The sequence below is a fragment of the Streptomyces xanthophaeus genome (assembly GCF_000725805.1).
GTDB lineage: Bacteria > Actinomycetota > Actinomycetes > Streptomycetales > Streptomycetaceae > Streptomyces > Streptomyces xanthophaeus.
Window position 1 is genome coordinate 71334 of the sequence record NZ_JOFT01000037.1, and the last position, 22719, is coordinate 94052.

The following is a 22719-nucleotide window of genomic DNA, read 5'->3' on the forward strand; positions in this document are numbered from 1 at the left end:
CAGGGGTGCGGGCTTAGCGTCGTGAGGGTGGACCGGAACGCATCGCCGACCAGTACCGGGACCGACGGCAAGGTCCGAGGGGGCGGGAACGGACTCGCACTGTTCGTCATCGCCTCCTGTCAGCTCATGGTCGTTCTCGACATCACCATCGTGAACATCGCGCTGCCGCACATCCAGACCGCCCTGGGCTTCTCCACCGAGAGCCTCTCCTGGGTCGTCAACGCCTACACGCTCACCTTCGGCGGACTGCTGCTCCTCGGCGGGCGCACCGGCGACATCCTCGGCCGCAAACGCGTGTTCATCTTCGGCGTCCTGCTCTTCGGCCTGGCCTCGCTGCTCGGCGGCTTCGCCCAGAACGAGGGCCAGTTGCTCGCGGCCCGCGCCCTCCAGGGCGTCGGCGGAGCCATCGCCTCCCCGACCTCCCTCGCGCTGATCACCACCACCTTCCGCGAGGGCCCCGAACGCAACCGGGCCTTCGGCGTGTTCGCCGCGGTGTCGGCGGGCGGCGGCGCCATCGGACTGCTCGCTGGCGGCATGCTCGTCGAATGGCTCAACTGGCGCTGGGTGCTCTTCGTCAACGTCCCGATCGCCGTGGTCATCGCCCTGATGGCCTCCAAGGTCCTGCGCGAGTCCGCACGCCACCCCGGGCACTTCGACTTCCTCGGCGCACTGCTGTCCACCGTCGGCATGGTCTCGCTGGTCTACGGCTTCATCCGGGCCTCCCAGGACGGCTGGCGGGACCCGATCACCCTCGTCTCCTTCGGCGCCGCCGTGGTCCTGCTGTCCCTCTTCGTCCTCAACGAACGCCACTCGCCCCAGCCCATCACCCCGCTGCACATGTTCGCCGACCGGAACCGGGCCGGGACCTACGGGATGATGCTCTTCCTGGCCTGTGCGATCTTCGGCATGTTCTTCTTCCTGACCCTGTTCGTGCAGAACGTGCTCGGCTTCAGCCCCCTGCAGGCGGGCCTCGCCTTCCTTCCGGTCAGCGTCATGATCGCGCTGGCGGCCGGGGTGGCGGCGCAACTGCTGCCGAAGTTCGGGCCCAAACCCTTCATGGTCACCGGCGCGCTGTTCTGCGCGGCCGGGCTGGCCTGGCTGACGCAGACCGACATCCACTCCACGTACCTGGGCAGCATCCTCGGCCCGATGCTGGTGTTCGCCACCGGCATGGGCCTGCAGTTCGTCTCGCTGACCCTGATGGCCCTGTCCAACGTCTCCGACCGGGAGTCCGGCGCGGCCTCCGGCCTCCTCAACTCGATGCAGCAGATCGGCGGTTCGCTGGGCCTGTCCATCCTGGTGACCGTCTTCGGCACGGCGAGCCGCAACGAGGCCAAGGACCAGGTCCCGGCCTTCCTCCGCTCGGCCAGCCCCGAACAGCTGGCCTCGTTCCGCAGCACCGGGCAGCTCCCGAAGCCGTGGGCCGACCAGGTGCTCACCTCCGGCGTGAGCGCGGCCTTCGTGGTGGCGGCCCTGTTCACCCTGGTCGCGGCGTTGATCGCGGTGCTCGCCATCCAGGTCAGGCCCTCGGACCTCGCCCGCCTCCAGGGCAACCACACCCCGGCCAAGACCGAGCCCCAGGCCTAGGCCTAGGCCTGGGCGGGCCGGAGCAGCGCCCGCAACCGGGCCGCGTCCGCCCGGGTGTTCATCCACAGGGCCAGCCAGGAGCCGTCCGCGAAGGCCAGGTCCACCCGCGTCGGCCGGCGGCGCAGCCGCGGGACGCGGCGGAGCTCGCAGGCGACGGGGCGTGACTCCCGGCCCGGATCGCCGCGGCCCCAGGGCGGGCGGACGGTGAGCTTGCCCGGGCTGTCCGGGCTCGCGCTGAAGGTGGCGTAGGGCCCGGCGGTCTCGGTGTGCCAGTGCGTCCAGTGGAAACCGTGCAGGGCCAGCGCGAGCCGCCCGGCCTCGCTGTCCCACCCGCCCTGCAGGGCGGGGCCGTGGAAGAGCCGCCCGATCAGCCGGGCGGCCCGCTCGAACGGGTCGAGGAGCGCGGCCACCGCGTCCGCGAGGTCGTCGGGCAGCGCGACCAGGAAGCGGAAGAGGAAGAAACCGCCGATCCGGCGCGGCAGCGACAGCGGCGAGGGAGAGCCGGGCAGCAACGCGCGCGCGGGTCTGCGTACATGGGGGGACAGCCGTCCCGGGATCTCCTCATCCATCGGGCCATGATCCCACGCGGCCCCTACCCGGCCGCCTTCCTGACCCGGCAGCGCGCGGGGCCGGTCGTCCGCAGGGTGATCCCGGCACTCACCGGGACCTCGGTGTCCACGGCCTCGAACTCGTAGGCCCGCAGCATCATCGCCAGCGCGATCACCGACTCCAGCATCGAGAAGTGCTGACCGATGCAGGCGCGCGGGCCCCCGCCGAAGGGGAACCAGGCGTACCGCGGCCGCTGCGCCTCCGCCTCCGGGGTGAAGCGGCCGGGGTCGAAGCGGTCCGGGTCTGGCCAGTACCGCTCGTGACGGTGGGTCACCCACGGGGCGATGATCACATCCGCGCCCGCCGGGACGGTGTACCCGGCGATCTCGGTGGCGGCGACGGACCTGCGGCCGATCACCGGGGCGGCCGGGTACAGGCGCATGGCTTCCTTGAGGACCTGCGTCAGGTACGGCAGCCGCTCCAGGTCCGCGGCCTCGGGCGCACGGTCGCCCAGGACCCGGGAGACCTCCGCGCGGGCCAGGGCCTGCTGCTCGGGGTGGCGGGCCAGCAGGTGCAGGGAGAAGGCGAGCGAGGTGGCGGTCGTCTCGTGCCCGGCGAGCAGGAAGATCAGGACCTGGTCGCGCAGTTCGGCGGCGTCGAACTCGCCGTCGTCCGAGCTCTTGGCGGCGGCGAGCAGGCTCAGCAGGTCCTCGCCGGCCCCCTGCGCGGCCGTCCCCGCACGGCGCCGCTCGGCGATGATCCGGTCGCACACCCCGTACAGCTCGTCCAGCGCGGCGGCCGCCCGCTTGTTGCCGGGGGTCGGCCAGTCGCGCGGGACGCTCACGGGGGAGTAGCTGCGCCGCACCACGTACTCCGTGATGACGGGGAAGGACCGGTCCACGACGTCGACGGTGGCTTCCACGTCGGTGCCGAACAGGATCCGCGCGACCGACCGCAGGGCCAGGTGCATCACCGCGTCGGTGACGTCGACGACCCCGTCCGGGGCCCCGCTCCACGCGTCGACGGTCGCCTGGGTCTCGGTGACGACGGCCTCGGCGTAGCCGTCCACCCGGCGCCGGGTGAACAGCGGCTGCACCAGCCGGCGCTGGCGCATGTAGTCCTCGTCCTGGCTGGTCAGCAGGCCGTTGCCGAAGGCGTCCCGGATCTCCTGGTAGAAGGGGTTGTCCTTGCGGAAGTTGGCCGATTCCGATGCCAGGACCTGCTGGACGCCCTCTGCGGAGAACACGCAGTACAGATCGGCGCGCAGCCCGGGCGGCCCGGCGCTGATGCGTACGACGTCCCCGTGCCGGTGCTGGGCCCGCAGATAGGTGCCGAGCGAATCCGATTTCAGGTCGAACAGCGACCCGAGCAGCGGGACTCCGGCGAGACCGGGGACCTCCGCGCCTGCACCTGTGTTCGTTCCGACTGCCATGGCCGCCCCTCGTCCGTCCGGACGGCCGATTCTGCCGCCTGCCCGCGTCCCCGGCGAGCGCCGCCCTCCCAACAGGCCGAATCCCGCCACTAAGGCGCCGGGGCAGGGGCCCGGGAAAGCCGCTGGCGGGCCCTGGCCGTACGGACGATCATGGGCCGCATGAGCGACCAACCCGAGCGATGGACCCAGGCGACCGTCTACCCCGACATGTGGGCGGACCCGGACGACGACCCCCGCAACAGCGAGGGCGCCGGACCGGAAGGCGAACTGGCCACGCTGCAGGACTTCCTGGACGGCTACCGCACGACCCTGCGGATGAAGTGCGAGGGCCTGGACGCGGAGCAGCTGGCCCGCCGTTCGGTGCCGCCGTCGACGATGTCGCTGCTCGGCCTGATCCGGCACCTCGCCGAGGTGGAACGGGACTGGCACAACTGGATCGGGGACGGAGAACCGCTGCCGAAGCTGTACGGGGCGCGCGACGCGGACTTCCTCGGAGCCGTCGCCGACCAGGCCGAGGTCGACGCGGCGTACGCCGACCTGGAGCGCGAACAGGCCGCGACCGACGCGGCGCTGGCCGAGCACCCGGACCTGGGCGAGCGCCTGGAGAAGGACGGGATCGCGGTGCGGGAGCTGATGGTGCACCGGATCGAGGAGTACGCCCGCCACTGCGGACACGCCGACCTGCTGCGCGAGTGCGTGGACGGCAGGGTGGGCCAGTGACACACCCCGCCTGAACCCCGCGGGACGCGGGACACGGGGCCCGGCACGCACGGCACCGAACCCCGCGGCCCGGTCAGATGTCCCGGAAGATCTCGATCTGGGCGCCGACCGAGTTGAGGCGCTCGGCCAGTTCCTCGTAGCCGCGGTTGATGACGTAGACGTTGCGGAGCACCGAGGTGCCCTCCGCCGCCATCATCGCCAGGAGGACTACCACCGCCGGGCGCAGGGCCGGCGGGCACATCATCTCCGCCGCGCGCCAGCGGGTGGGCCCCTCGACCAGGACGCGGTGGGGGTCCAGGAGCTGGAGGCGGCCGCCGAGGCGGTTCAGGTCCGTCAGGTAGATGGCCCGGTTGTCGTAGACCCAGTCGTGGATCAGGGTCTGGCCCTGGGCGACGGCCGCGATGGCCGCGAAGAACGGGACGTTGTCGATGTTCAGCCCGGGGAACGGCATCGGGTGGATCTTGTCGATCGGGGCTTCGAGCTTGGAGGGGCGGACCGTGAGGTCGACCAGGCGGGTGCGGCCGTTGTCCGCCGTGTACTCCGCGGAGCGGTCGTGGTCGAGCCCCATCTCCTCCAGTACGGCGAGCTCGATCTCCATGAACTCGATCGGCACCCGGCGGATGGTCAGCTCCGACTCCGTCACGACCGCGGCGGCGAGCAGGCTCATCGCCTCGACCGGGTCCTCGGAGGGGGAGTAGTCCACGTCCACGTCGATGTTCGGGACGCCGTGGACGGTGAGGGTGGTCGTGCCGACGCCCTCGACCTGGACGCCCAGGGCCTCCAGGAAGAAGCACAGGTCCTGGACCATGTAGTTGGAGGAGGCGTTGCGGATGACGGTGACGCCGTCGTGCCGTGCGGCGGCCAGCAGCGCGTTCTCGGTGACCGTGTCCCCGCGCTCGGTCAGCACGATGGGCCGGTCGGGCGAGATGCCGGCCTCGACCTTCGCGTGGTAGATGCCCTCGGTCGCGGTGATGTCCAGGCCGAAGCGGCGCAGGGCGATCATGTGCGGCTCGATGGTGCGGGTGCCGAGGTCGCAGCCGCCGGCGTAGGGCAGGCGGAACTGGTCCATCCGGTGGAGCAGCGGGCCCAGGAACATGATGATGCTCCGGGTCCGGCGCGCCGCGTCGGCGTCCATGGCCTCCATGTCGAGGCGGGCCGGCGGGATCAGTTCCAGGTCCACGCCGCCGTTGATCCAGCGGGTGCGCACGCCGATGGAGTTCAGGACCTCCAGCAGGCGGTAGACCTCCTCGATGCGGGCCACCCGGCGCAGGACCGTACGGCCCTTGTTGAGCAGGGCGGCGCACAGCAGCGCGACGCACGCGTTTTTGCTCGTCTTGACGTCGATGGCGCCGGACAGCCGGCGGCCGCCGACGACCCGCAGGTGCATCGGTCCGGCGTAGCCCAGAGAGACGATCTCGCTGTCGAGCGCTTCACCGATGCGGGCGATCATCTCAAGGCTGATGTTCTGGTTGCCGCGTTCGATCCGGTTCACTGCGCTCTGGCTGGTGCCGAGTGCGTCGGCGAGCTGACTCTGTGTCCAGCCCCGGTGCTGCCGGGCGTCACGGATGAGCTTGCCGATGCGTACGAGGTAGTCGTCTGCCATGAGGTGCACGTTATCTCAGATATGAGATGACCCTCGCGTCGGGTGGGCCAAACGGGTGTAACCGACCGTCAGCTCCCAGCGTGGGGGCGGTCGCCGGGCGCTGCACGGCGAGGCGGCCGGACGGGTGAACGGGCCGCTTCCGTCGCCTGCCCGGATGGTCCTCATTGATGCCGTCTGCCCCGTTCGGTCCCTCGGTGGCGAGGCGTTGGGCGCGGACGGCTGCCCGCCCGGCCCCCGGCCGGTTCTAGGCCGCGCCCGCCGCGCGGCGGCCCAGGACCGGTTCGGCCAGCAGGCGGGCCATGGGGCAGAGGGTCTGGCCGTGCCGGGCGAACAGCTCGTCGCGCGAGTCGTAGTGGCCGAGGTCCGTGAGCACGTAGGCGGACAGGTCGCAAGCGGGCCCCGCCCCCGCACCCGCCCCCGCGCCCGTGTCCGCGTCCGGGCCGGAGGCCGCGCCGGAGGCCGGGCAGGCCGGAGCCGCGTCCCAGTCGATCGCGGTGCGCGACAGCGCCTCGAAGAGGGTCTCCGCCCCGGCGTTGGTGAAGCCCTCGCCGGGCCCGGCGTCCAAGGGGCGCAGCCCGCCGAACAGTTCCGAGACCGTCAGCCAGGACCCGGCGGGCCCGCCGGGTCCGGCGGGGTCCCCGAGGCGGAACTCCGGCCAGGCCAGCAGCACCTGGTCCGGCACGATCCGGCGCAGGTGCGGGAAGCGCGGGTACCAGAACGTGCCGTCCACCAGCAGCCCGCGCACCCGTGTGGCCACCCCCGAGGCCCGCGCCACCGACTCCAGTACGGCCAGCCGCTGGCTGCACGAGCCCCGGCCCAGGCGCAGGACCTCCGAGACGGGCCGCTCGTCCTGTACCGAGTACACCGGGCGCACGGCCGAGGAGATCCAGCGGTGCGCGCGGTACAGGGCCTCGACCTGCCGGGCGGGATCGGCCGCCTCCGCTTCCCGAGCCGGGCCCGCCGCGGCCTCGTCCGCCCCGGTGGCCCCGCCCGCCCCGCCGGCCTGCGCCGCGAGCCGGCGCACCAGTGCGGTGACGCGCGGATGGCGCCAGTCCAGGATGGGGGTCGGTGCGGTGCTCCCCGCCGCGGCCGCGGCCGGGGGAGCGGTGGCGGTGGTGCGGGCGCGGCCCCGGGGCCGGAGCATCGAGCTCGTCATGGCCGGCGTCCTTTCGTTCCTGCCGTCCTGCGGAGCGGAGGGCTGGACGCATCCTGACAGAAGAAATGAACGTGTTCAATAGTGAGGGCGCGCCGCCCGGGTGTCGCCCGGGTGTCGCCCGGGGCTCGCTCGTGCGCGGGGCCGCAGTGCATGCGGTACGGGGAATCCGGGCAGACGGGAGCAGCCGCGCGGGCGTCCGCGGCGGCGGGCGCGGGTGCGTGCCTCGTCTGCGCACCCGGACATGTACTAGAGTTATCTCGACATCGAGATATCTGCCGAAGGCGAACCGCAGCCGCCCCCGCTGGTAAGGGTTACCTAACTTAGCCTTACCTTAGCGGATTGGCCATGGGGCGTGGCGGCAGGATGCGGTAAACGCGCGAAATTCATGCATGAAGGAGACTGTCGTGTCGGCGAACAGCTTCGACGCCCGCAGCACGCTGCAGGTGGGCGACGAGTCCTACGAGATCTTCCGGCTGGACAAGGTTGAGGGCTCCGCCCGCCTCCCCTACAGCCTGAAGGTGCTGCTGGAGAACCTGCTCCGTACCGAGGACGGCGCGAACATCACCGCCGACCACATCCGGTCGCTCGGGAACTGGGACTCTCAGGCCCAGCCCAGCGAGGAGATCCAGTTCACGCCGGCCCGCGTGATCATGCAGGACTTCACCGGCGTTCCCTGTGTCGTCGACCTCGCCACCATGCGTGAGGCCGTGAAGGCCCTCGGCGGCGACCCGGCGAAGATCAACCCGCTCTCGCCCGCCGAGATGGTCATCGACCACTCGGTCATCGCCGACAAGTTCGGCACGCCGGACGCCTTCGCGCAGAACGTCGAGCTGGAGTACGGCCGCAACAAGGAGCGCTACCAGTTCCTGCGCTGGGGCCAGACCGCCTTCGACGACTTCAAGGTCGTCCCCCCGGGCACCGGCATCGTCCACCAGGTCAACATCGAGCACCTGGCCCGCACGGTCATGGTCCGAAACGGCCAGGCGTACCCCGACACCCTCGTCGGCACCGACTCGCACACCACCATGGTCAACGGCCTCGGCGTGCTGGGCTGGGGCGTCGGCGGCATCGAGGCCGAGGCCGCGATGCTCGGCCAGCCGGTCTCCATGCTGATCCCGCGCGTCGTGGGCTTCAAGCTGACCGGCGAGCTGCCCACCGGCACCACCGCCACCGACCTGGTGCTGACGATCACCGAGATGCTGCGCAAGCACGGCGTCGTCGGCAAGTTCGTCGAGTTCTACGGTGAGGGCGTCGCCGCCACCTCCCTCGCGAACCGCGCCACCATCGGCAACATGTCGCCGGAGTTCGGCTCCACCGCCGCGATCTTCCCGATCGACGACGAGACGCTGAAGTACCTGCGCCTGACCGGCCGCGACGCCCAGCAGGTCGCGCTCGTCGAGGCGTACGCCAAGGAGCAGGGCCTGTGGCTGGACCCGGCCGCCGAGCCGGACTTCTCCGAGAAGCTGGAGCTCGACCTCTCCACGGTCGTCCCCTCCATCGCCGGCCCGAAGCGCCCGCAGGACCGCATCGTCCTCGCCAACGCCTCCCAGCAGTTCGCGCAGGACGTGCGCAACTACGTCGAGGACGACGACGAGGCGGGCAAGGAGTCCTTCCCGGCCTCCGACGCCCCGGCCGCCGCCAACGGAGTGCCGACCCGCCCGACGCTGGTCACCCTGGCCGACGGCACCTCCTTCGAGATCGACCACGGCGCCGTCACCGTCGCCGCGATCACCTCCTGCACCAACACCTCGAACCCCTACGTCATGGTCGCCGCGGCGCTCGTGGCCAAGAAGGCGGTCGAGAAGGGCCTGACCCGCAAGCCGTGGGTCAAGACCACCCTGGCCCCGGGCTCGAAGGTCGTCACCGACTACTTCGACAAGGCCGGCCTGACCCCGTACCTCGACAAGATGGGCTTCAACCTCGTCGGGTACGGCTGCACCACCTGCATCGGCAACTCCGGTCCGCTGGACGAGGAGATCTCGAAGGCGATCAACGAGCACGACCTCGCGGTCACCTCGGTGCTCTCCGGCAACCGCAACTTCGAGGGCCGGATCAACCCCGACGTCAAGATGAACTACCTGGCCTCCCCGCCGCTGGTCGTCGCGTACGCCATCGCGGGCTCCATGAAGGTGGACATCACCACCGAGGCCATCGGCGTCGACACCGAGGGCAACCCGGTCTTCCTCAAGGACATCTGGCCCTCCGAGGCCGAGGTCAACGACGTCGTGGCGAACGCCATCGGTGAGGACATGTTCAGCAAGTCCTACCAGGACGTCTTCGCGGGCGACGCCCAGTGGCAGGCGCTGTCGATCCCGACCGGCAACACCTTCGAGTGGGACCCGCAGTCCACCTACGTCCGTAAGCCCCCCTACTTCGAGGGCATGACGATGGAGACCACCCCGGTCTCCGACATCGCCGGCGCGCGCGTCCTGGCGAAGCTGGGCGACTCGGTCACCACCGACCACATCTCCCCGGCCGGTGCGATCAAGGCCGACACCCCGGCCGGCAAGTACCTCACGGAGCACGGCGTCGAGCGCCGCGACTTCAACTCCTACGGTTCCCGCCGCGGCAACCACGAGGTCATGATCCGCGGTACCTTCGCCAACATCCGCCTGCGCAACCAGATCGCGCCGGGCACCGAGGGCGGCTTCACCCGCGACTTCACCGCCCCGGACGCGCCGGTCTCCTTCATCTACGACGCCTCGCAGAACTACCAGGCCGCCGGCATCCCGCTGGTCATCCTGGCGGGCAAGGAGTACGGCTCCGGCTCCTCCCGCGACTGGGCGGCCAAGGGCACCGCGCTGCTCGGCGTCAAGGCCGTCATCGCCGAGTCCTACGAGCGCATCCACCGCTCGAACCTGATCGGCATGGGCGTCCTGCCGCTCCAGTTCCCGGAGGGCGCCACCGCCGCCTCCCTGGGCCTGACCGGCGAGGAGACCTTCGCCTTCACCGGTGTGGAGGAGCTGAACAACGGCACCACCCCGCGCACGGTCAAGGTGACCACCGACACGGGCGTGGAGTTCGACGCGGTCGTCCGCATCGACACGCCGGGTGAGGCGGACTACTACCGCAACGGCGGCATCATGCAGTACGTCCTGCGGAACCTCATCCGCGGCTGAGTCTGCTGAGCCTTCGGCACCAAAGGGCCGTATCCCCGTTAAGGGGGTACGGCCCTTCCGCTTTCCCGGCGGCCGTTCCAGATGACGGACAGGTCTCAACTCGGAAAAGCTGGCGGTCATCCTTGCGCATGATCTTGCTCACACGAGCCGAAGTGGACTATACCTGTGCCCGTCCGGATCATCGCGGAACGAGCGGGCCCGGACCGGGGGAGAGCGGGGACCTGCGGCGTTGCCCGTGCGTGCGGCAACTGCCGGGTGTTCCTCTCTCCTTCACACCCCTGACGAAGGCGAGGACTTGAGCATGGGATCCACCTCCGCCCACGGCGAGAACAGCAACGGTGCCGGTCTCGGCCGCCGTGACCTGATCAAGCGCTCCGCGGCACTCGGCCTCATCACCGTGCCGACGATGGGCTTCCTGTCCGCGTGCGCCTCGGGCGGCGAGGAGAACTCCACCAAGGGGCCCGACAAGGGCGTCGTGACCAAGGAGAACCCCTTCGGCGTCGCCAAGGGCAGCAAGCTGGACGTCGTGGTCTTCAAGGGCGGGTTCGGCGACGACTACGCCAAGGCCTGGGAAGCCGCCTTCGACAAGAAGTGGGGCACCACCAGCTCCCACCTCGGCACCCAGGAGATCACCGCCAAGCTCCAGCCGCGCTTCAACGGAGGCAACCCGCCGGACGTCGTCGACGACTCCGGCGCCCAGAAGATCCCGCTGGACGTCCTCGCCAAGAGCGGCCAGCTCGCCGACCTCACCGCCGTCCTCGACGCCCCCTCGCTCGACGACCCCACCAAGAAGGTCCGCGACACCCTCGTCGACGGGGCCGTCGACCAGGGCAACCAGGGCGGCAAGTTCGTCACCCTGAAGTACGTCTACGCCGTCTCCGGCTTCTGGTACTCCGGCAAGCTCTTCAAGGACAAGGGCTGGACCCCGCCGAAGACCTGGGACGAGTTCCTGGCCATCTGCACCAAGGCCAAGGAGGCGGGCATCGGCGGCCTCGCCCACCAGGGCAAGCACCCGTACTACATCAACGTCGTGATCATGGACCTGATCGCCAAGAAGGGCGGCCTGGACGCCCTGAAGGCGATCGACCACCTGGAGCCGAACGCCTTCGAGGGCAACGCGGCCGCCCTCGCCGCGGTCGAGGCGGTGTACGAGGTCGTCGAGAAGGGCCTGCTGATGCCGGGCACCAACGGCCTCACCCACACGGAGTCCCAGACCGCGTGGAACGAGTACAAGGCGGCCTTCATCCCCTCGGGCTCCTGGCTGGAGAACGAGCAGCTCAAGCAGACCCCGGAGGACTTCGACATGAAGTTCCTGCCGGTGCCGCTGCTCGCCGACAGCAAGATGCCCTTCGAGGCCATCCGGGCCGGCGTCGACGAGCCCTTCATCGTCCCCGAGAAGGCCGCCAACAAGGCCGCGGGCCTGGAGTTCCTCCGCTCGATGCTGTCCCGCGAATGGTCGACGATCTTCGCCCAGCAGGCCAACTCGCTCACCGTCGTCAAGGACGGCGTGGACCCGAGCGTCAAGCTGCGGCCGGGCACCCAGTCGGCCGTGGACGCGCTCAAGGCGGCGGGAACCAACACCTTCAGCTACCGCTACCCCGACTGGTACAGCGAGATGGACACGGAGATCCAGAACGCGTCCAATGAGCTGATGGCCCAGCGGATCCAGCCGAAGGAATGGATCAAGAGGGCGCAGGCTGCGGTAGACAAGGCGGCCAAGGACCCGAACGCCAAGAACAACCGCCGCGCCTGACCCCGCGCCCACCGGCCACCCGGCAAGACCAGGGACGGACACCATGAGCCACGTAGCCCAGGGGAAAGGGAAGTACGGCTTCGTCGCCGGCTTCCTCATCGCGCCACTCGCGCTGTACCTGACTTTCGTCATCTGGCCGTATGTGCAGACATTCGGCTATTCCTTCACCAACTGGACGGGCCAGTCCCCGACGTTCGACTTCGTCGGCCTGGAGAACTACTCGGCCCTGTTGGAGGACGAGGTCTTCCGCGGCGCCCTCTGGCACAACCTGCTGCTCCTGGTGTTCGTCCCGGTGATCACCATCCTGCTGGCCCTCTTCTTCGCCTTCATGGTGAACGCGGGAGGGCGCAGCGGGGCCGGCGGGGTGCAGGGCGTGAGCGGCTCGCGCTTCTACAAGGTCATCTACTTCTTCCCGCAGGTCCTCTCGCTGGCGATCCTCGCCGTCCTCTTCGGCGCGATCTACCGCAGTGACGAGGGCGGCCTGCTCAACGGCTTCCTCACCAAGCTCGGCCTGGTCGACCCGCAGCACCCCGTCGAATGGCTCAACGAGCCGAACTTCGTCCTGTGGTGCCTGCTCTTCGTGGTCGTCTGGCACGGCGTCGGCTTCTACCTCGTCCTGTTCTCGGCGGCGATGCAGTCCGTACCGAAGGACATCTACGAGGCCGCGCTGCTCGACGGCGCCGGGCGCGCCCAGACCTTCTTCAAGGTCACGCTGCCCCTGCTGTGGGATTCTGTGCAGACCTCCGCGGTCTATCTGGGCATCGCCGCGATGGACATGTTCGTCCTGGTGTCGACCATGACCTCGGGCCAGTTCGGCGGCGGACCCGACCACCACAGCGAGGTCATGTCGACGGTGCTGATGCGCAACTTCCTGTACTTCGGCAAGAGCGGTTACGCCTGTGCCATGGGCGTGGTCATGCTCGCCCTGACCATGATCCTCTCCGTCATCACGCTGCGTGCCACCCGCCGCGAGCGCATCGAGTTCTGAGCGGGAGACCTCCATGACCACAGTGACCAAGGTTCCCGGCGAGGCCGCCGCGGAGAAGTCCGCCCCGTCCGGGCGGCCGGGGGAGCGCGACCGGCGCCGCTCCGAGGGCGTGGTCCTCAACGTCTTCTCGCACGGCTTCCTCGTCCTCTGGGCGATAATGATCGTGCTGCCCCTGATCTGGCTCGCGCTCGGCTCCTTCAAGACCGACGCGCAGATCGGCGGCTCGGCCCTGAGCTGGCCCTCGAACTGGCACTTCGACGCGTTCGGCCGGGCCTGGGACAAGGGCATCGGCGGCTACTTCGCCAACACGCTGATCGTGCTGGTGTTCTCGGTCCCGCTGACGATGCTGTTCGGCTCGATGGCCGCGTACGTACTGGCCCGTTACCCCTTCAAGGGCAACCGGGTCATCTACTACTTCTTCGTCAGCGGGGCGATGTTCCCGGTGTTCCTGGCGCTCGTACCGCTCTTCTTCATGGTCAAGCGCTTCGACATGCTGAACACCTACCAGGGCCTGATCCTGGTGTACGTCGCCTATTCGATGCCGTTCACCGTCTTCTTCATGCACTCCTTCTTCCGGACGCTGCCCACCGCGATCCACGAGGCCGCGGTGATCGACGGGGCCTCCGACACCCGGATCTTCTTCCAGGTGATGCTGCCCATGGCCAAGCCCGGCCTGATCAGCGTCGGGATCTTCAACGTGCTGGGCCAGTGGAACCAGTACATCCTGCCCGCGGTGCTGATGCAGCCCCAGACCAGCGGGGAACCCGAGCGCTACGTGCTCACCCAGGGCCTGATCCAGCTCCAGTACCAGATGGGCTACGAGACGGACCTGCCGGTGCTGTTCGCGGGGGCCACGATCGCGGTCATCCCGATGCTCGCGGTCTACCTTTCCTTCCAGCGCCAGATCCAGGCCGGCCTGACCTCCGCCACCCTCAAGTAGGGGACCCGGGGTCAGCCGGCCGGCTCCGGCACGACCGACCAGCTGACCGCCGAGACAGGGGGTCCCCCCGGCCGAAGGCTGGGGGCGGATCGAGCGAGAGGTTGCTGACCGCTTCCTCCAGCGCCCGGCCCCCCTCGCCCTCGGCGGTCAGCAGCGCCGACACCGTCACCCGGCCCGGCTCCGGGCCGTCCTGGCTGCGGATCGACCGCAGCTGGTAGCCCGGACGGCCCAGGGCGTCGACCAGCCGGTGGCGGATGTGGGCCTCCTCCGCCTCCAGGCACACCGCCTCGAAGCGGTAGTCGGTGGCCACCTCCGCCCCGCCGCGCGGTTCGCGGTCCAGGCGCCGGCCCAGCGGGCGCAGCAGGAGGTTGGCCCCCACCACGCCCGCCGTGCCGCACAGGGCCAGGACGAACAGGCCCGTGCCTGCCAGGCAGCCCACGGCCGCCGAACACCACAAGGTGGCGGCCGTGTTCAGGCCCCGCACGCTCATGCCGTCGCGCATGATCACACCGGCGCCGAGGAAGCCGATCCCGGAGACGATCTGCGCGGCGACCCGGGAGCCGTCGTAGTTCACCTCCGAGACGGCGCTGAGGAACCCGTACTGCGAGAGCAGCACGAACAGTGCGGCCCCGCCCGCCACCAGGGCGTTCGTACGCAGCCCCGCCATCCGGGCCCGCCACTGCCGTTCGAGGCCGATGACGGCTCCGAGCCCGAGCGCGGCGGCCAGGTGCGCGGCCATCTGCCATTCGGTCAGCAGCACGGTCCTCTCCCTTCTCCGGTCGGCCTCTTACAGCCAGGTGTTGAACCTGCGGATGTACCAGGTCTTCACGGCCTGGGTCAGCGCGCAGTAGGCGAGCAGTACGCCGATCAGCCACGGGAAGTAGCTCGCCGGCAGGGCCACGAAGCCCAGCGACGGAGCCAGCGGCGAGAAGGGCAGGTAGAGCCCGGTCAGTACGGCGAGGACGGTCATCACCATGACCGGCCAGGAGGCGCGGGACTGGATGAAGGGGATCTTCCGGGTACGGATCATGTGGACGATCAGGGTCTGCGAGAGCAGGCCCTCGATGAACCAGCCCGACTGGAAGAGCGCCTGGTGCGCCTCGCTGTTCGCCCCGAACACGTTCCACATGATCAGGAACATCGAGATGTCGAAGACCGAGCTGACGGGCCCGATGGTGACCATGAAGCGGAAGATGCCCTTGGCGTCCCAGTTGCGGGGCTTGCGCAGGTACTCCTCGTCCATCCGGTCCCACGGCGTGGCCAGCTGCGCGATGTCGTAGACCAGGTTCTGGAGCAGCAGCATGATCGCGAGCATCGGCTGGAAGGGGATGAAGGCGCTCGCCACCAGGACCGAGAAGACGTTGCCGAAGTTGGACGACGCCGTCATCTTGATGTACTTGATCGTGTTGCCGAAGGTGGTCCGGCCCTGGAGGACGCCCTGCTCCAGGACCGTCAGGTCCTTCTCCAGCAGGATGATGTCGGCCGATTCCTTCGCGATGTCGACCGCGGTGTCCACCGAGATGCCGACGTCCGCGTCGCGCAGGGCGGCCGCGTCGTTGATGCCGTCCCCGAGGAAGCCGACGGTGTGCCCCTCGGCCTGCAGGGCCCGTACGATCCGGGCCTTCTGCACCGGGTTGACCTTGGCGAAGACCGTCGTACGGGCCGCCAGCTCGCGCAGCGCCGGGTCGTCGAGGTCGTCGAGCTCGCTGCCGAGCACGACCTGGCCGACGTCGATGCCGACGTCCGCGCAGACCCGGGCGGCCACGAGGTCGTTGTCGCCGGTGACGACCTTGACCGCGACGCCCTTGTCGGCCAGGCCCTGGAGGGCCCGGGCCGCGTCGGCCTTCGGCGGGTCGAGGAAGGCGAGGAAGCCGACCAGCGTCAGACCGTCCTCGTCGGCGACCGTGTAGGTGTCGCGGGGAGCGGCGACGGTGCGGGTGGCGACGGCCAGGACCCGCAGGCCCTTGCGGTTGTTGTCCTCGGCGATCCGGCTGACGTGCCACCGCAGCTGCTCGGTCAGTTCGACCCTCTCACCGCGGTCCGACATGTGCGTGCACAGGCCGAGGACCTCTTCGACGGCGCCCTTGGTGACCATGACGTGCTCGGCGCGGCCGGAGCCGCCGACGATGCTGTTGCGGTTGAGGACCACGGACATGCGGCGCCGGGCGAAGTCGAAGGGGATCTCGTCGACCATCGAGAACCGTGCGTCGACGACAACCTCCTCGGCCTCGTCCACGCGGTCGATGACCGCCTGGTCCATCAGGTTGCGCAGGCCCGTCTGGAAGTGCGCGTTGAGGTAGCCGTACTCCAGGACCTCGCCGTCCTCGTCGCCGTGCACGTCCAGGTAGCGGTCCAGGACGATCCGGTCCTCGGTGAGGGTGCCGGTCTTGTCGGTGCAGAGCACGTCCATCGCGCCCAGGTTCTGGATCGCGTTGAGCCGCTTGACGACCACCTTGCGCTTGGACATGGCCACCGCTCCGCGCGCCAGGTTGGCGGAGACGACCATCGGCAGCATCTCGGGGGTCAGGCCCACCGCGACGGCGATACCGAAGAGGAATGCTTCGTTCCAGTCGCCCTTGGTGAGGCCGTTGATCGCGAAGACGACCGGGACCATGACCAGCATGAAGCGGATCAGCAGGAAGCTGACCTTGCGGACCCCGTTGTCGAAGTTGGTCTGCGGCCGCTCGCCGGTCAGCGAACCGGCCATGGAGCCGAAGTAGGTGCGGGCGCCGGTGGCGACCACGACACCGGTGGCGGTGCCGGAGGTGACCGACGTCCCCATCAGGCAGAGGTTGTCCGCCTCCACCGGGTCGGTGCTCTCCTGCTGGCCGAGGTCCGCCCCGCGGGTGTCGGCCTTGGCGACCGGCAGGGACTCGCCGGACAGCGCGGCCTGGCTGACCATCAGGTCCTTGGAGGTGATGAGCCGCAGGTCGGCGGGGATCAGGTCACCGGCGGCCAGCCTGACCACGTCGCCCGGGACCACCTGGTCCATGGGCACCTCGAACGTGGTGGGTGCGGAGCCGCTGCCGGCCCGCCGCTGCACCGCGCAGGTGGTGGTGACGAGCTTCTTCAGCGCGTCCGCGGCGCGGCCGGAGCGGAATTCCTGCCAGAAGCGCAGCAGCCCGCTGATCCCCACCATCACGGAGAGGATGATGACGCCCGGGTCGCCGGGGTCCTGCCAGTACATGACGGCGGCCAGGAAGACCAGGACGGCGATGAAGGGGTTCCAGTACGCCTTCGCGAGCTGGACGAACCAGAGCGGCGCGCGCTCCTGGGCGACGACGTTGCGGCCGTGCCGCTCCAGCCGCAGCGCGGCCTCGTCGTGGGTGAGGCCGTTGGCCGAGGCGTCCACGTCCTGCAGGACGCGTACGCCCGGCCGGGCGCTGATCGCGGCGAGGCGCTCGCCGACGAGCCGGGTACGGGACTCCAGCTCGGCGGCCTTGCGCTCACGGCGGGCCCGGCCCGGCGGTGCGAGCTTGGTGGGGGTACGAGGGGTGAGCATGGTCATGGCGACTACCTCCCTCCACGGGGTCCGGGCAGCGCGGAGCCGCACGGTCACGTGGAGTGGTCATGGGTCGGCGCACTGCGGCCACGGGGGCCTCGGGAACGCCGACGGGCATGGCGGGGCACATGCCGGGCAGGACTGCCGGGCATGCGGAAGGGGAAATGCCGAAGGGCACGGGGGCACGGCGGAGCCGTGGCCGTGCGCACTCGGGGAAAGGTCAGCCGTTCAGACGATCAGCTGACGAGAGCGCGGCAAGGACTTCGATCGGGACTCATCCCGAACACCTCCTCGCGTCGCGCCGTCAGTAAAGGGCGCCGGTCCGGCCGGAAAGGCCGCAGATGATCGGCGCCAGTCCGACCGTAACACGATCCGAAGGGGTGTTCCCTCCCCCTTACGGCCGGTAGCGTCCGATTCGTACTGCGTCACCCTCTTGACGTCTGGATGCGCAAAGGCTCGACTTAAGGTTCACAAGTTGGAGAGACGCCGGGGTCTCGGAGCGTGCAGCCGCGACGGCCCGGCCGGGGGGCGACGGCTTGCCGTCGCTTATGGGCAGGAGTGGATGAGTCGTGCAGACTCCCGGATCGCAGTCCTCGCTGCATCGGGCGAACCTCGAACGGGTCGTGCGTGCGGTGCGCCTCGCCGGTTCGCTGACCCAGGCGGAGATCGCCCGTAGCACCGGACTGTCGGCGGCCACGGTCTCCAACATCGTCCGCGAGCTCAAGGACAGCGGCACGGTCGAGGTCACCGACACCTCGGCCGGAGGCCGCCGGGCGCGCAGCGTCTCCCTCAGCGGGGACGCGGGCATCGTCATCGGCGTCGACTTCGGCCACACCCACCTGCGCGTCGCGGTCGGGAACCTCGCCCACCAGGTACTGGCCGAGGAATCCGAGCCGCTGGACGTGGACGCCTCCTGGGCGGAGGGCTTCGACCGGGCCGAGGCGCTGGTCGGACGGCTGGTCGCGGGCATCGGCGTGAGCCGGGAGAAGGTCATCGGCGTCGGCCTCGGCGTCCCCGGTCCCATCGACGTGGAGTCCGGGACCCTGGGCTCGACCGCGATCCTGCCCGGCTGGGCCGGCATCAACCCGCGCCAGGAGCTCTCGCAGCGCCTCGGGGTGCCCGTGTACGTGGACAACGACGCGAACCTCGGCGCCCTCGGTGAACTCGTCTGGGGGAGCGGCCGGGGCGTGAAGGACCTGGCCTACATCAAGGTCGCCAGCGGCGTGGGCGCCGGCCTGGTGATCAACGGCCAGATCTACCGGGGACCGGGCGGCACGGCGGGCGAGATCGGGCACATCACGCTCGACGAATCGGGGCCGGTCTGCCGCTGCGGGAACCGAGGCTGCCTGGAGACCTTCGCCGCCGCCCGGTACGTGCTGCCGCTGCTCCAGGGCACGCACGGACCGGAGTTGACGATGGAACGGGTCGTCGAGCTGGCCCGCGGCGGGGACCCCGGCTGCCGCCGGGTGATCACGGACGTGGGCCGTCACATCGGCAGCGGCGTGGCCAGCCTGTGCAACCTCCTGAACCCCAGCCGGGTGGTCCTGGGCGGCTCGCTGGCCGACGCAGGTGAACTCGTACTGGCCCCCATCCGTGAATCCGTGGGGAGGTACGCGATTCCCAGCGCGGCCCGGCAACTGTCGGTGCTGACGGGGTCCCTGGGGGGCCGTGCCGAGGTGCTCGGCGCGCTCGCCCTCGTGCTCAGCGAGATGGGCGATTCGACTCTTTTGTCGGACCATGGAGGTGGAGTGCGAGCACCAGCCGTCTTGTCTTCAGGTAGATAACGGATGGCACCGTTGTCATCTCGTTAAGGATTCACTCCTTGACGGCAAAACGCGGCCGGGGTTGACTCACATCCACCTCGGCCGCAACGTTGCGGCCTCGTCAGGGAGGTTCAAGTAATGAACACGCGTATGCGTAGAGCCGCCGTAGCCGTCGCCGCTGGTGCCATGGCCGTTTCCCTCGCCGCCTGTGGCAGCGCCAAGGAGGCCGGAGACAAGACCAAGGAGTCCGGCGCCGACAAGGGCGACGCGATCAAGGTCGGTCTGCTCCTGCCGGAGAACCAGACCGCCCGGTACGAGAAGTTCGACAAGCCGCTCATCGAGAAGCAGGTCGCCGATCTCACCCGCGGCAAGGGCGAAGTGGTCTACGCCAACGCCAAGCAGGACGCGACCACGCAGAACTCCCAGGTCGACACGATGATCACCAACAAGGTGGACGTGCTGATCATCGACGCGGTGGACTCCAAGGCCATCGCCGGCGCGGTCAAGCGGGCCAAGGACGCGGGCATCCCGGTCGTCGCCTACGACCGCCTGGCCGAGGGCCCGATCGACGCCTACACCTCCTTCGACAACGAAGAGGTCGGCAAGGTCCAGGGCAAGGCGCTGCTGGAGGCGCTGGGCGACAAGGCCAAGGACGGCCAGATCGTCATGATGAACGGTTCGGTCACCGACCCGAACGCCAAGCTCTTCAAGTCCGGTGCGCACTCCGTCCTCGACGGCAAGGTGAACATCGGCAAGGAGTACGACACCGTCGAGTGGAAGCCGGAGAACGCCAACACCAACATGGCGGCCGCGCTCTCGGCGATCGGCAAGGACAAGGTCGTCGGCGTCTACTCCGCCAACGACGGCATGGCGGGCGGCATCATCACCGCCCTCAAGGCGGCCGGCCTGTCCACCCTGCCCCCGGTCACCGGCCAGGACGCCGAACTCGCCGGTGTGCAGCGCATCGTCGCGGGCGAGCAGTTCATGAGCGTCTACAAGCCGTACGCCCCCGAGGCCAAGGCCGCGGCCGAGATGGCCGTCGCCCTCGCCAAGGGCGAGAAGATCGACGGGCTCATCAGCTCCAACGTCGACAGCCCCACCACCAAGGGCGTTCCGTCCGTGCTGATCCCGGTCGTCTCGCTCACCAAGAACAACATCAAGGACACCGTCATCAAGGACGGCGTCTACACGGCCGATGAGATCTGCACCGACAAGTACGCGGCCGCCTGCACCACCCTCGGCCTGAAGTAAGGCCCCCGTCGCCCCCTGCGAGGCGACCCCCGCGCCTGCCCGGCGCCCCGCCCCTCCTTACCCCGCCACCCGCGGGGCGCCGGGCAGAAACGTTCCCTCCTTGCCTTACCCCCCCATTCGCCCCGCTCCTGCTCTTTTGCACGACATCCCCGCCGGTCAGGCGGCGAAGGAGATGGTTCATGTGTCCGCTGCGCCCGTGCTGGCGTTGCGAGGGGTCTCGAAGCGGTTCGGTGCCGTTCAGGCCCTGACCGACGTAGAACTCGAGATCCACTCCGGTGAAGTGGTCGCCCTCGTCGGCGACAACGGCGCCGGCAAGTCCACGCTGGTCAAGACGATTGCCGGCGTGCACCCCATCGATGACGGAGTCATCGAGTGGCAGGGCCGTCCGGTCGCCATCGCCAAGCCCCACGACGCCCAGAACCTGGGCATCGCGACGGTCTACCAGGACCTCGCGCTGTGCGACAACATCGACGTCGTCGGCAACCTCTTCCTCGGCCGCGAGCTCAAGCGCCGCGGTGTCCTGGACGAGGTGGAGATGGAGCGCCGCGCCCGCGAGCTCCTCACCACCCTGTCCATCCGGATCCCCAGTGTCCGGATTCCCATCGCCTCGCTCTCCGGCGGTCAGCGCCAGACCGTGGCGATCGCCCGCTCGATGCTCGGCGAGCCCCAGCTCGTGATCCTCGACGAGCCCACCGCCGCCCTCGGCGTCGAGCAGACCGCACAGGTCCTCGACCTCGTCGAGCGGCTGCGCGAACGCGGCCACGCCGTCATCCTCATCAGCCACAACATGGCCGATGTGAAGGCCGTCGCCGACAAGGTGGCGGTCCTGCGGCTGGGCCGCAACAACGGTGTCTTCAACGTCGCCGACACCTCGCAGGAAGAGATCATCTCCGCCATCACGGGAGCCACGGACAACGCCGTGACCCGCCGGGCGGCCCGCACCGGGGAGGCTCGCAAGTGAGCACGAAGAACCCAGCCGACCCGCTCCGCAAGACGGACGAGAGCCACGAGGTCGTCAATCCGGCCGCCGCGGCGGACGCCATCCCCGCCGTGGACCCCCGCCTGCTCGTCCGCGAGCAGGGCCTGTCCGGGTACCTGAACGAGTTCGGCCGCAAGATGAAGGCCGGCGACCTGGGATCCCTCCCGGTCGTCATCGGCCTGATCATCATCTGGTCCATCTTCCAGGGGCTGAACTCGAACTTCCTCTCCCCGGAGAACCTCACCAACGTCGCGATCACGATGGTCGCCACCGGCATGATGGCCGTCGGCATCATCTTCGTGCTGCTGCTCGGCGAGATCGACCTCTCGGTCGGTTCGGTCAGCGGCGTCTCGGGCGCCATCGTCGCCGTCCTGTCGGTCACCCACGGCATGAACGAGTGGCTGGCGATCCTCGCGGCGGTCGCGGGCGGTGCCGTGATCGGCTCGATCCACGGCTTCTTCTTCGCCCGGATCGGCGCCCCGGCCTTCGCCGTCACCCTGTCGGGCCTGCTGTTCTGGTCCGGCGCGATGCTCCAGATCCTTGGCAGCAACGGCACCATCAACCTCGACTCCGACGGCGTGGTCGGTCAGCTGACCACGTACTTCTTCTCGGACGTGGCCGTCGGCTACGGTCTGGCCGCGCTCGCGGTGGTGGGGTACTTCCTCGCCTCCTTCTTCGACGCGCGCCGCCGTGAGGCCGCCGGGGTGCCCTCCCGCCCGCTCACCGAGATCCTGCTGCGCAGCGGCCTGCTCGCGGTGTTCACCTTCGGTCCCGCGGTCGTCTTCAACCAGTACAAGGGCCTGCCGCTCGCGGTGGTGCTCTTCCTGCTGGCCCTGGTCCTCACGGACTTCGTCCTGCGGCGCACCACCTTCGGCCGCCAGGTCTTCGCACTCGGCGGCAGCGTCGAGGCCTCCCGCCGCGCGGGCATCAACGTGAACCGGGTCCGGATCACGGTGTTCGCCATCGCCGGCACCTTCGCGGCCATCGGCGGCCTGTTCTGGGCCTCCAAGATCGCGGCGGCCAACCAGAGCGCCGGCGCCGGCGACCTGCTGATGAACGTCATCGCGGCGGCCGTCATCGGCGGCACCAGCCTCTTCGGCGGCCGGGGCCGCACCTGGAACGCCCTCCTCGGTGTCATGGTCATCACCTCCATCCAGTACGGTCTGGCCCTGGAAGGCATCGCGACTCCGATCCAGTACATGATCACTGGCGCGGTGCTGCTGGCCACCGTGGTGATCGACTCGGTCACCCGCAAGACGCAGAAGACGGCCGGACGCGCCTGAACCGCCCCGGTCCGACAGTGCCGGACCAGCGGTAAGCCGGTCACAGTGCCCGGTGCCACTTCTCGTGGCACCGGGCATCCGTGCGTGCAACCGT

16 protein-coding genes are annotated in these 22719 nt (G+C 69.7%); 10 read left to right on the top strand and 6 right to left on the bottom strand.

Going from position 1 to position 22719, the window contains the following annotated elements; genetic code table 11:
- Positions 1 to 126: 126 nt before the first annotated feature.
- Positions 127 to 1587 carry an MFS transporter gene (locus IO30_RS0123210; RefSeq protein ID WP_234321802.1) on the top strand — a complete coding sequence of 487 codons (1461 nt, stop codon included), beginning with the start codon at positions 127 to 129 and terminating at the stop codon, positions 1585 to 1587.
- Between the two features lie 2 nt (positions 1588 to 1589).
- Here IO30_RS0123210 and IO30_RS0123215 read toward each other — a convergent pair whose 3' ends face one another.
- Both IO30_RS0123215 and IO30_RS0123220 read right to left on the bottom strand, forming a co-directional pair.
- Positions 1590 to 2156, bottom strand: a complete 567-nt coding sequence (locus IO30_RS0123215) for a hypothetical protein (RefSeq protein ID WP_157853363.1) — start codon at positions 2154 to 2156, stop codon at positions 1590 to 1592.
- A 23-nt stretch (positions 2157 to 2179) separates the two neighbouring features.
- A complete protein-coding gene (locus IO30_RS0123220; RefSeq protein WP_031145737.1) occupies positions 2180 to 3568 on the bottom strand; it encodes a cytochrome P450 in 1389 nt (462 codons plus the stop codon).
- 159 nt (positions 3569 to 3727) lie between these two features.
- Here IO30_RS0123220 and IO30_RS0123225 point away from each other — a divergent pair, with 159 nt between their 5' ends.
- Complete coding sequence (locus IO30_RS0123225; RefSeq protein WP_031145739.1) at positions 3728 to 4288, top strand: DinB family protein; 561 nt, start codon at positions 3728 to 3730, stop codon at positions 4286 to 4288.
- Positions 4289 to 4361: 73 nt separating this feature from the next.
- Here IO30_RS0123225 and IO30_RS0123230 read toward each other — a convergent pair whose 3' ends face one another.
- The gene (locus IO30_RS0123230) at positions 4362 to 5891 is read right to left on the bottom strand and encodes a helix-turn-helix domain-containing protein (RefSeq protein ID WP_031145741.1); all 1530 of its coding nucleotides are present in this window, start codon (positions 5889 to 5891) and stop codon (positions 4362 to 4364) included.
- Positions 5892 to 6135: 244 nt separating this feature from the next.
- Positions 6136 to 7047 (bottom strand): transglutaminase domain-containing protein, encoded by a 912-nt coding sequence (locus IO30_RS0123235; RefSeq protein WP_031145743.1) that lies wholly within the window; start codon positions 7045 to 7047, stop codon positions 6136 to 6138.
- A gap of 389 nt (positions 7048 to 7436) precedes the next feature.
- On the opposite strand from IO30_RS0123235, the gene acnA reads away from it, so the two are divergent.
- The 4 genes from acnA to IO30_RS0123255 all read left to right on the top strand — a co-directional run bounded on the left by acnA (position 7437) and on the right by IO30_RS0123255 (position 13847).
- A complete protein-coding gene (acnA, locus tag IO30_RS0123240; protein ID WP_078904192.1) occupies positions 7437 to 10166 on the top strand; it encodes an aconitate hydratase AcnA in 2730 nt (909 codons plus the stop codon).
- 301 nt (positions 10167 to 10467) lie between these two features.
- On the top strand, positions 10468 to 11919 hold the full coding sequence (gene ngcE / locus IO30_RS0123245) for an N-acetylglucosamine/diacetylchitobiose ABC transporter substrate-binding protein (protein WP_031145747.1): 1452 nt from the start codon (positions 10468 to 10470) through the stop codon (positions 11917 to 11919).
- 43 nt (positions 11920 to 11962) lie between these two features.
- Positions 11963 to 12907 carry a carbohydrate ABC transporter permease gene (locus IO30_RS0123250; RefSeq protein WP_031145749.1) on the top strand — a complete coding sequence of 315 codons (945 nt, stop codon included), beginning with the start codon at positions 11963 to 11965 and terminating at the stop codon, positions 12905 to 12907.
- A 13-nt stretch (positions 12908 to 12920) separates the two neighbouring features.
- Positions 12921 to 13847 carry a carbohydrate ABC transporter permease gene (locus tag IO30_RS0123255; RefSeq protein ID WP_031145751.1) on the top strand — a complete coding sequence of 309 codons (927 nt, stop codon included), beginning with the start codon at positions 12921 to 12923 and terminating at the stop codon, positions 13845 to 13847.
- On the opposite strand, the gene IO30_RS0123260 is transcribed toward IO30_RS0123255, so the two are convergent.
- Positions 13840 to 14607, bottom strand: a complete 768-nt coding sequence (locus IO30_RS0123260; protein ID WP_237403397.1) for an MgtC/SapB family protein — start codon at positions 14605 to 14607, stop codon at positions 13840 to 13842. The genes IO30_RS0123255 and IO30_RS0123260 overlap by 8 nt on opposite strands.
- A gap of 27 nt (positions 14608 to 14634) precedes the next feature.
- Positions 14635 to 17355, bottom strand: a complete 2721-nt coding sequence (mgtA, locus tag IO30_RS0123265; protein ID WP_031145755.1) for a magnesium-translocating P-type ATPase — start codon at positions 17353 to 17355, stop codon at positions 14635 to 14637.
- 563 nt (positions 17356 to 17918) lie between these two features.
- Between mgtA and IO30_RS0123270 the strand changes: the two genes are divergently transcribed.
- The 4 genes from IO30_RS0123270 (at position 17919) to IO30_RS0123285 (ending at position 22625) form a co-directional block, all read left to right on the top strand.
- On the top strand, positions 17919 to 19133 hold the full coding sequence (locus IO30_RS0123270; RefSeq protein ID WP_031145757.1) for an ROK family transcriptional regulator: 1215 nt from the start codon (positions 17919 to 17921) through the stop codon (positions 19131 to 19133).
- 117 nt (positions 19134 to 19250) lie between these two features.
- Positions 19251 to 20363 carry a sugar ABC transporter substrate-binding protein gene (locus tag IO30_RS0123275; RefSeq protein ID WP_031145759.1) on the top strand — a complete coding sequence of 371 codons (1113 nt, stop codon included), beginning with the start codon at positions 19251 to 19253 and terminating at the stop codon, positions 20361 to 20363.
- Between the two features lie 172 nt (positions 20364 to 20535).
- Positions 20536 to 21324 carry an ATP-binding cassette domain-containing protein gene (locus tag IO30_RS0123280; RefSeq protein WP_031145761.1) on the top strand — a complete coding sequence of 263 codons (789 nt, stop codon included), beginning with the start codon at positions 20536 to 20538 and terminating at the stop codon, positions 21322 to 21324.
- Positions 21321 to 22625: a sugar ABC transporter permease gene (locus tag IO30_RS0123285; protein WP_031145763.1), complete on the top strand. Its 1305-nt coding sequence runs from the start codon at positions 21321 to 21323 to the stop codon at positions 22623 to 22625. Before IO30_RS0123280 ends, IO30_RS0123285 begins: the two co-directional genes overlap by 4 nt.
- Positions 22626 to 22719 lie beyond the last annotated feature (94 nt).

Excerpts from the sequence above, each read along its gene's own strand:
- IO30_RS0123210 (WP_234321802.1), top strand. The coding sequence starts at position 127 with ATGGTCGTTCTCGACATCACCATCGTGAACATCGCGCTGCCGCACATC.
- IO30_RS0123215 (WP_157853363.1), bottom strand. The coding sequence starts at position 2,156 with ATGGATGAGGAGATCCCGGGACGGCTGTCCCCCCATGTACGCAGACCC.
- IO30_RS0123220 (WP_031145737.1), bottom strand. The coding sequence starts at position 3,568 with ATGGCAGTCGGAACGAACACAGGTGCAGGCGCGGAGGTCCCCGGTCTC.
- IO30_RS0123225 (WP_031145739.1), top strand. The coding sequence starts at position 3,728 with ATGAGCGACCAACCCGAGCGATGGACCCAGGCGACCGTCTACCCCGAC.
- IO30_RS0123230 (WP_031145741.1), bottom strand. The coding sequence starts at position 5,891 with ATGGCAGACGACTACCTCGTACGCATCGGCAAGCTCATCCGTGACGCC.
- IO30_RS0123235 (WP_031145743.1), bottom strand. The coding sequence starts at position 7,047 with ATGACGAGCTCGATGCTCCGGCCCCGGGGCCGCGCCCGCACCACCGCC.
- acnA (WP_078904192.1), top strand. The coding sequence starts at position 7,437 with ATGAAGGAGACTGTCGTGTCGGCGAACAGCTTCGACGCCCGCAGCACG.
- ngcE (WP_031145747.1), top strand. The coding sequence starts at position 10,468 with ATGGGATCCACCTCCGCCCACGGCGAGAACAGCAACGGTGCCGGTCTC.
- IO30_RS0123250 (WP_031145749.1), top strand. The coding sequence starts at position 11,963 with ATGAGCCACGTAGCCCAGGGGAAAGGGAAGTACGGCTTCGTCGCCGGC.
- IO30_RS0123255 (WP_031145751.1), top strand. The coding sequence starts at position 12,921 with ATGACCACAGTGACCAAGGTTCCCGGCGAGGCCGCCGCGGAGAAGTCC.
- mgtA (WP_031145755.1), bottom strand. The coding sequence starts at position 17,355 with ATGACCATGCTCACCCCTCGTACCCCCACCAAGCTCGCACCGCCGGGC.
- IO30_RS0123275 (WP_031145759.1), top strand. The coding sequence starts at position 19,251 with ATGAACACGCGTATGCGTAGAGCCGCCGTAGCCGTCGCCGCTGGTGCC.
- IO30_RS0123280 (WP_031145761.1), top strand. The coding sequence starts at position 20,536 with ATGGTTCATGTGTCCGCTGCGCCCGTGCTGGCGTTGCGAGGGGTCTCG.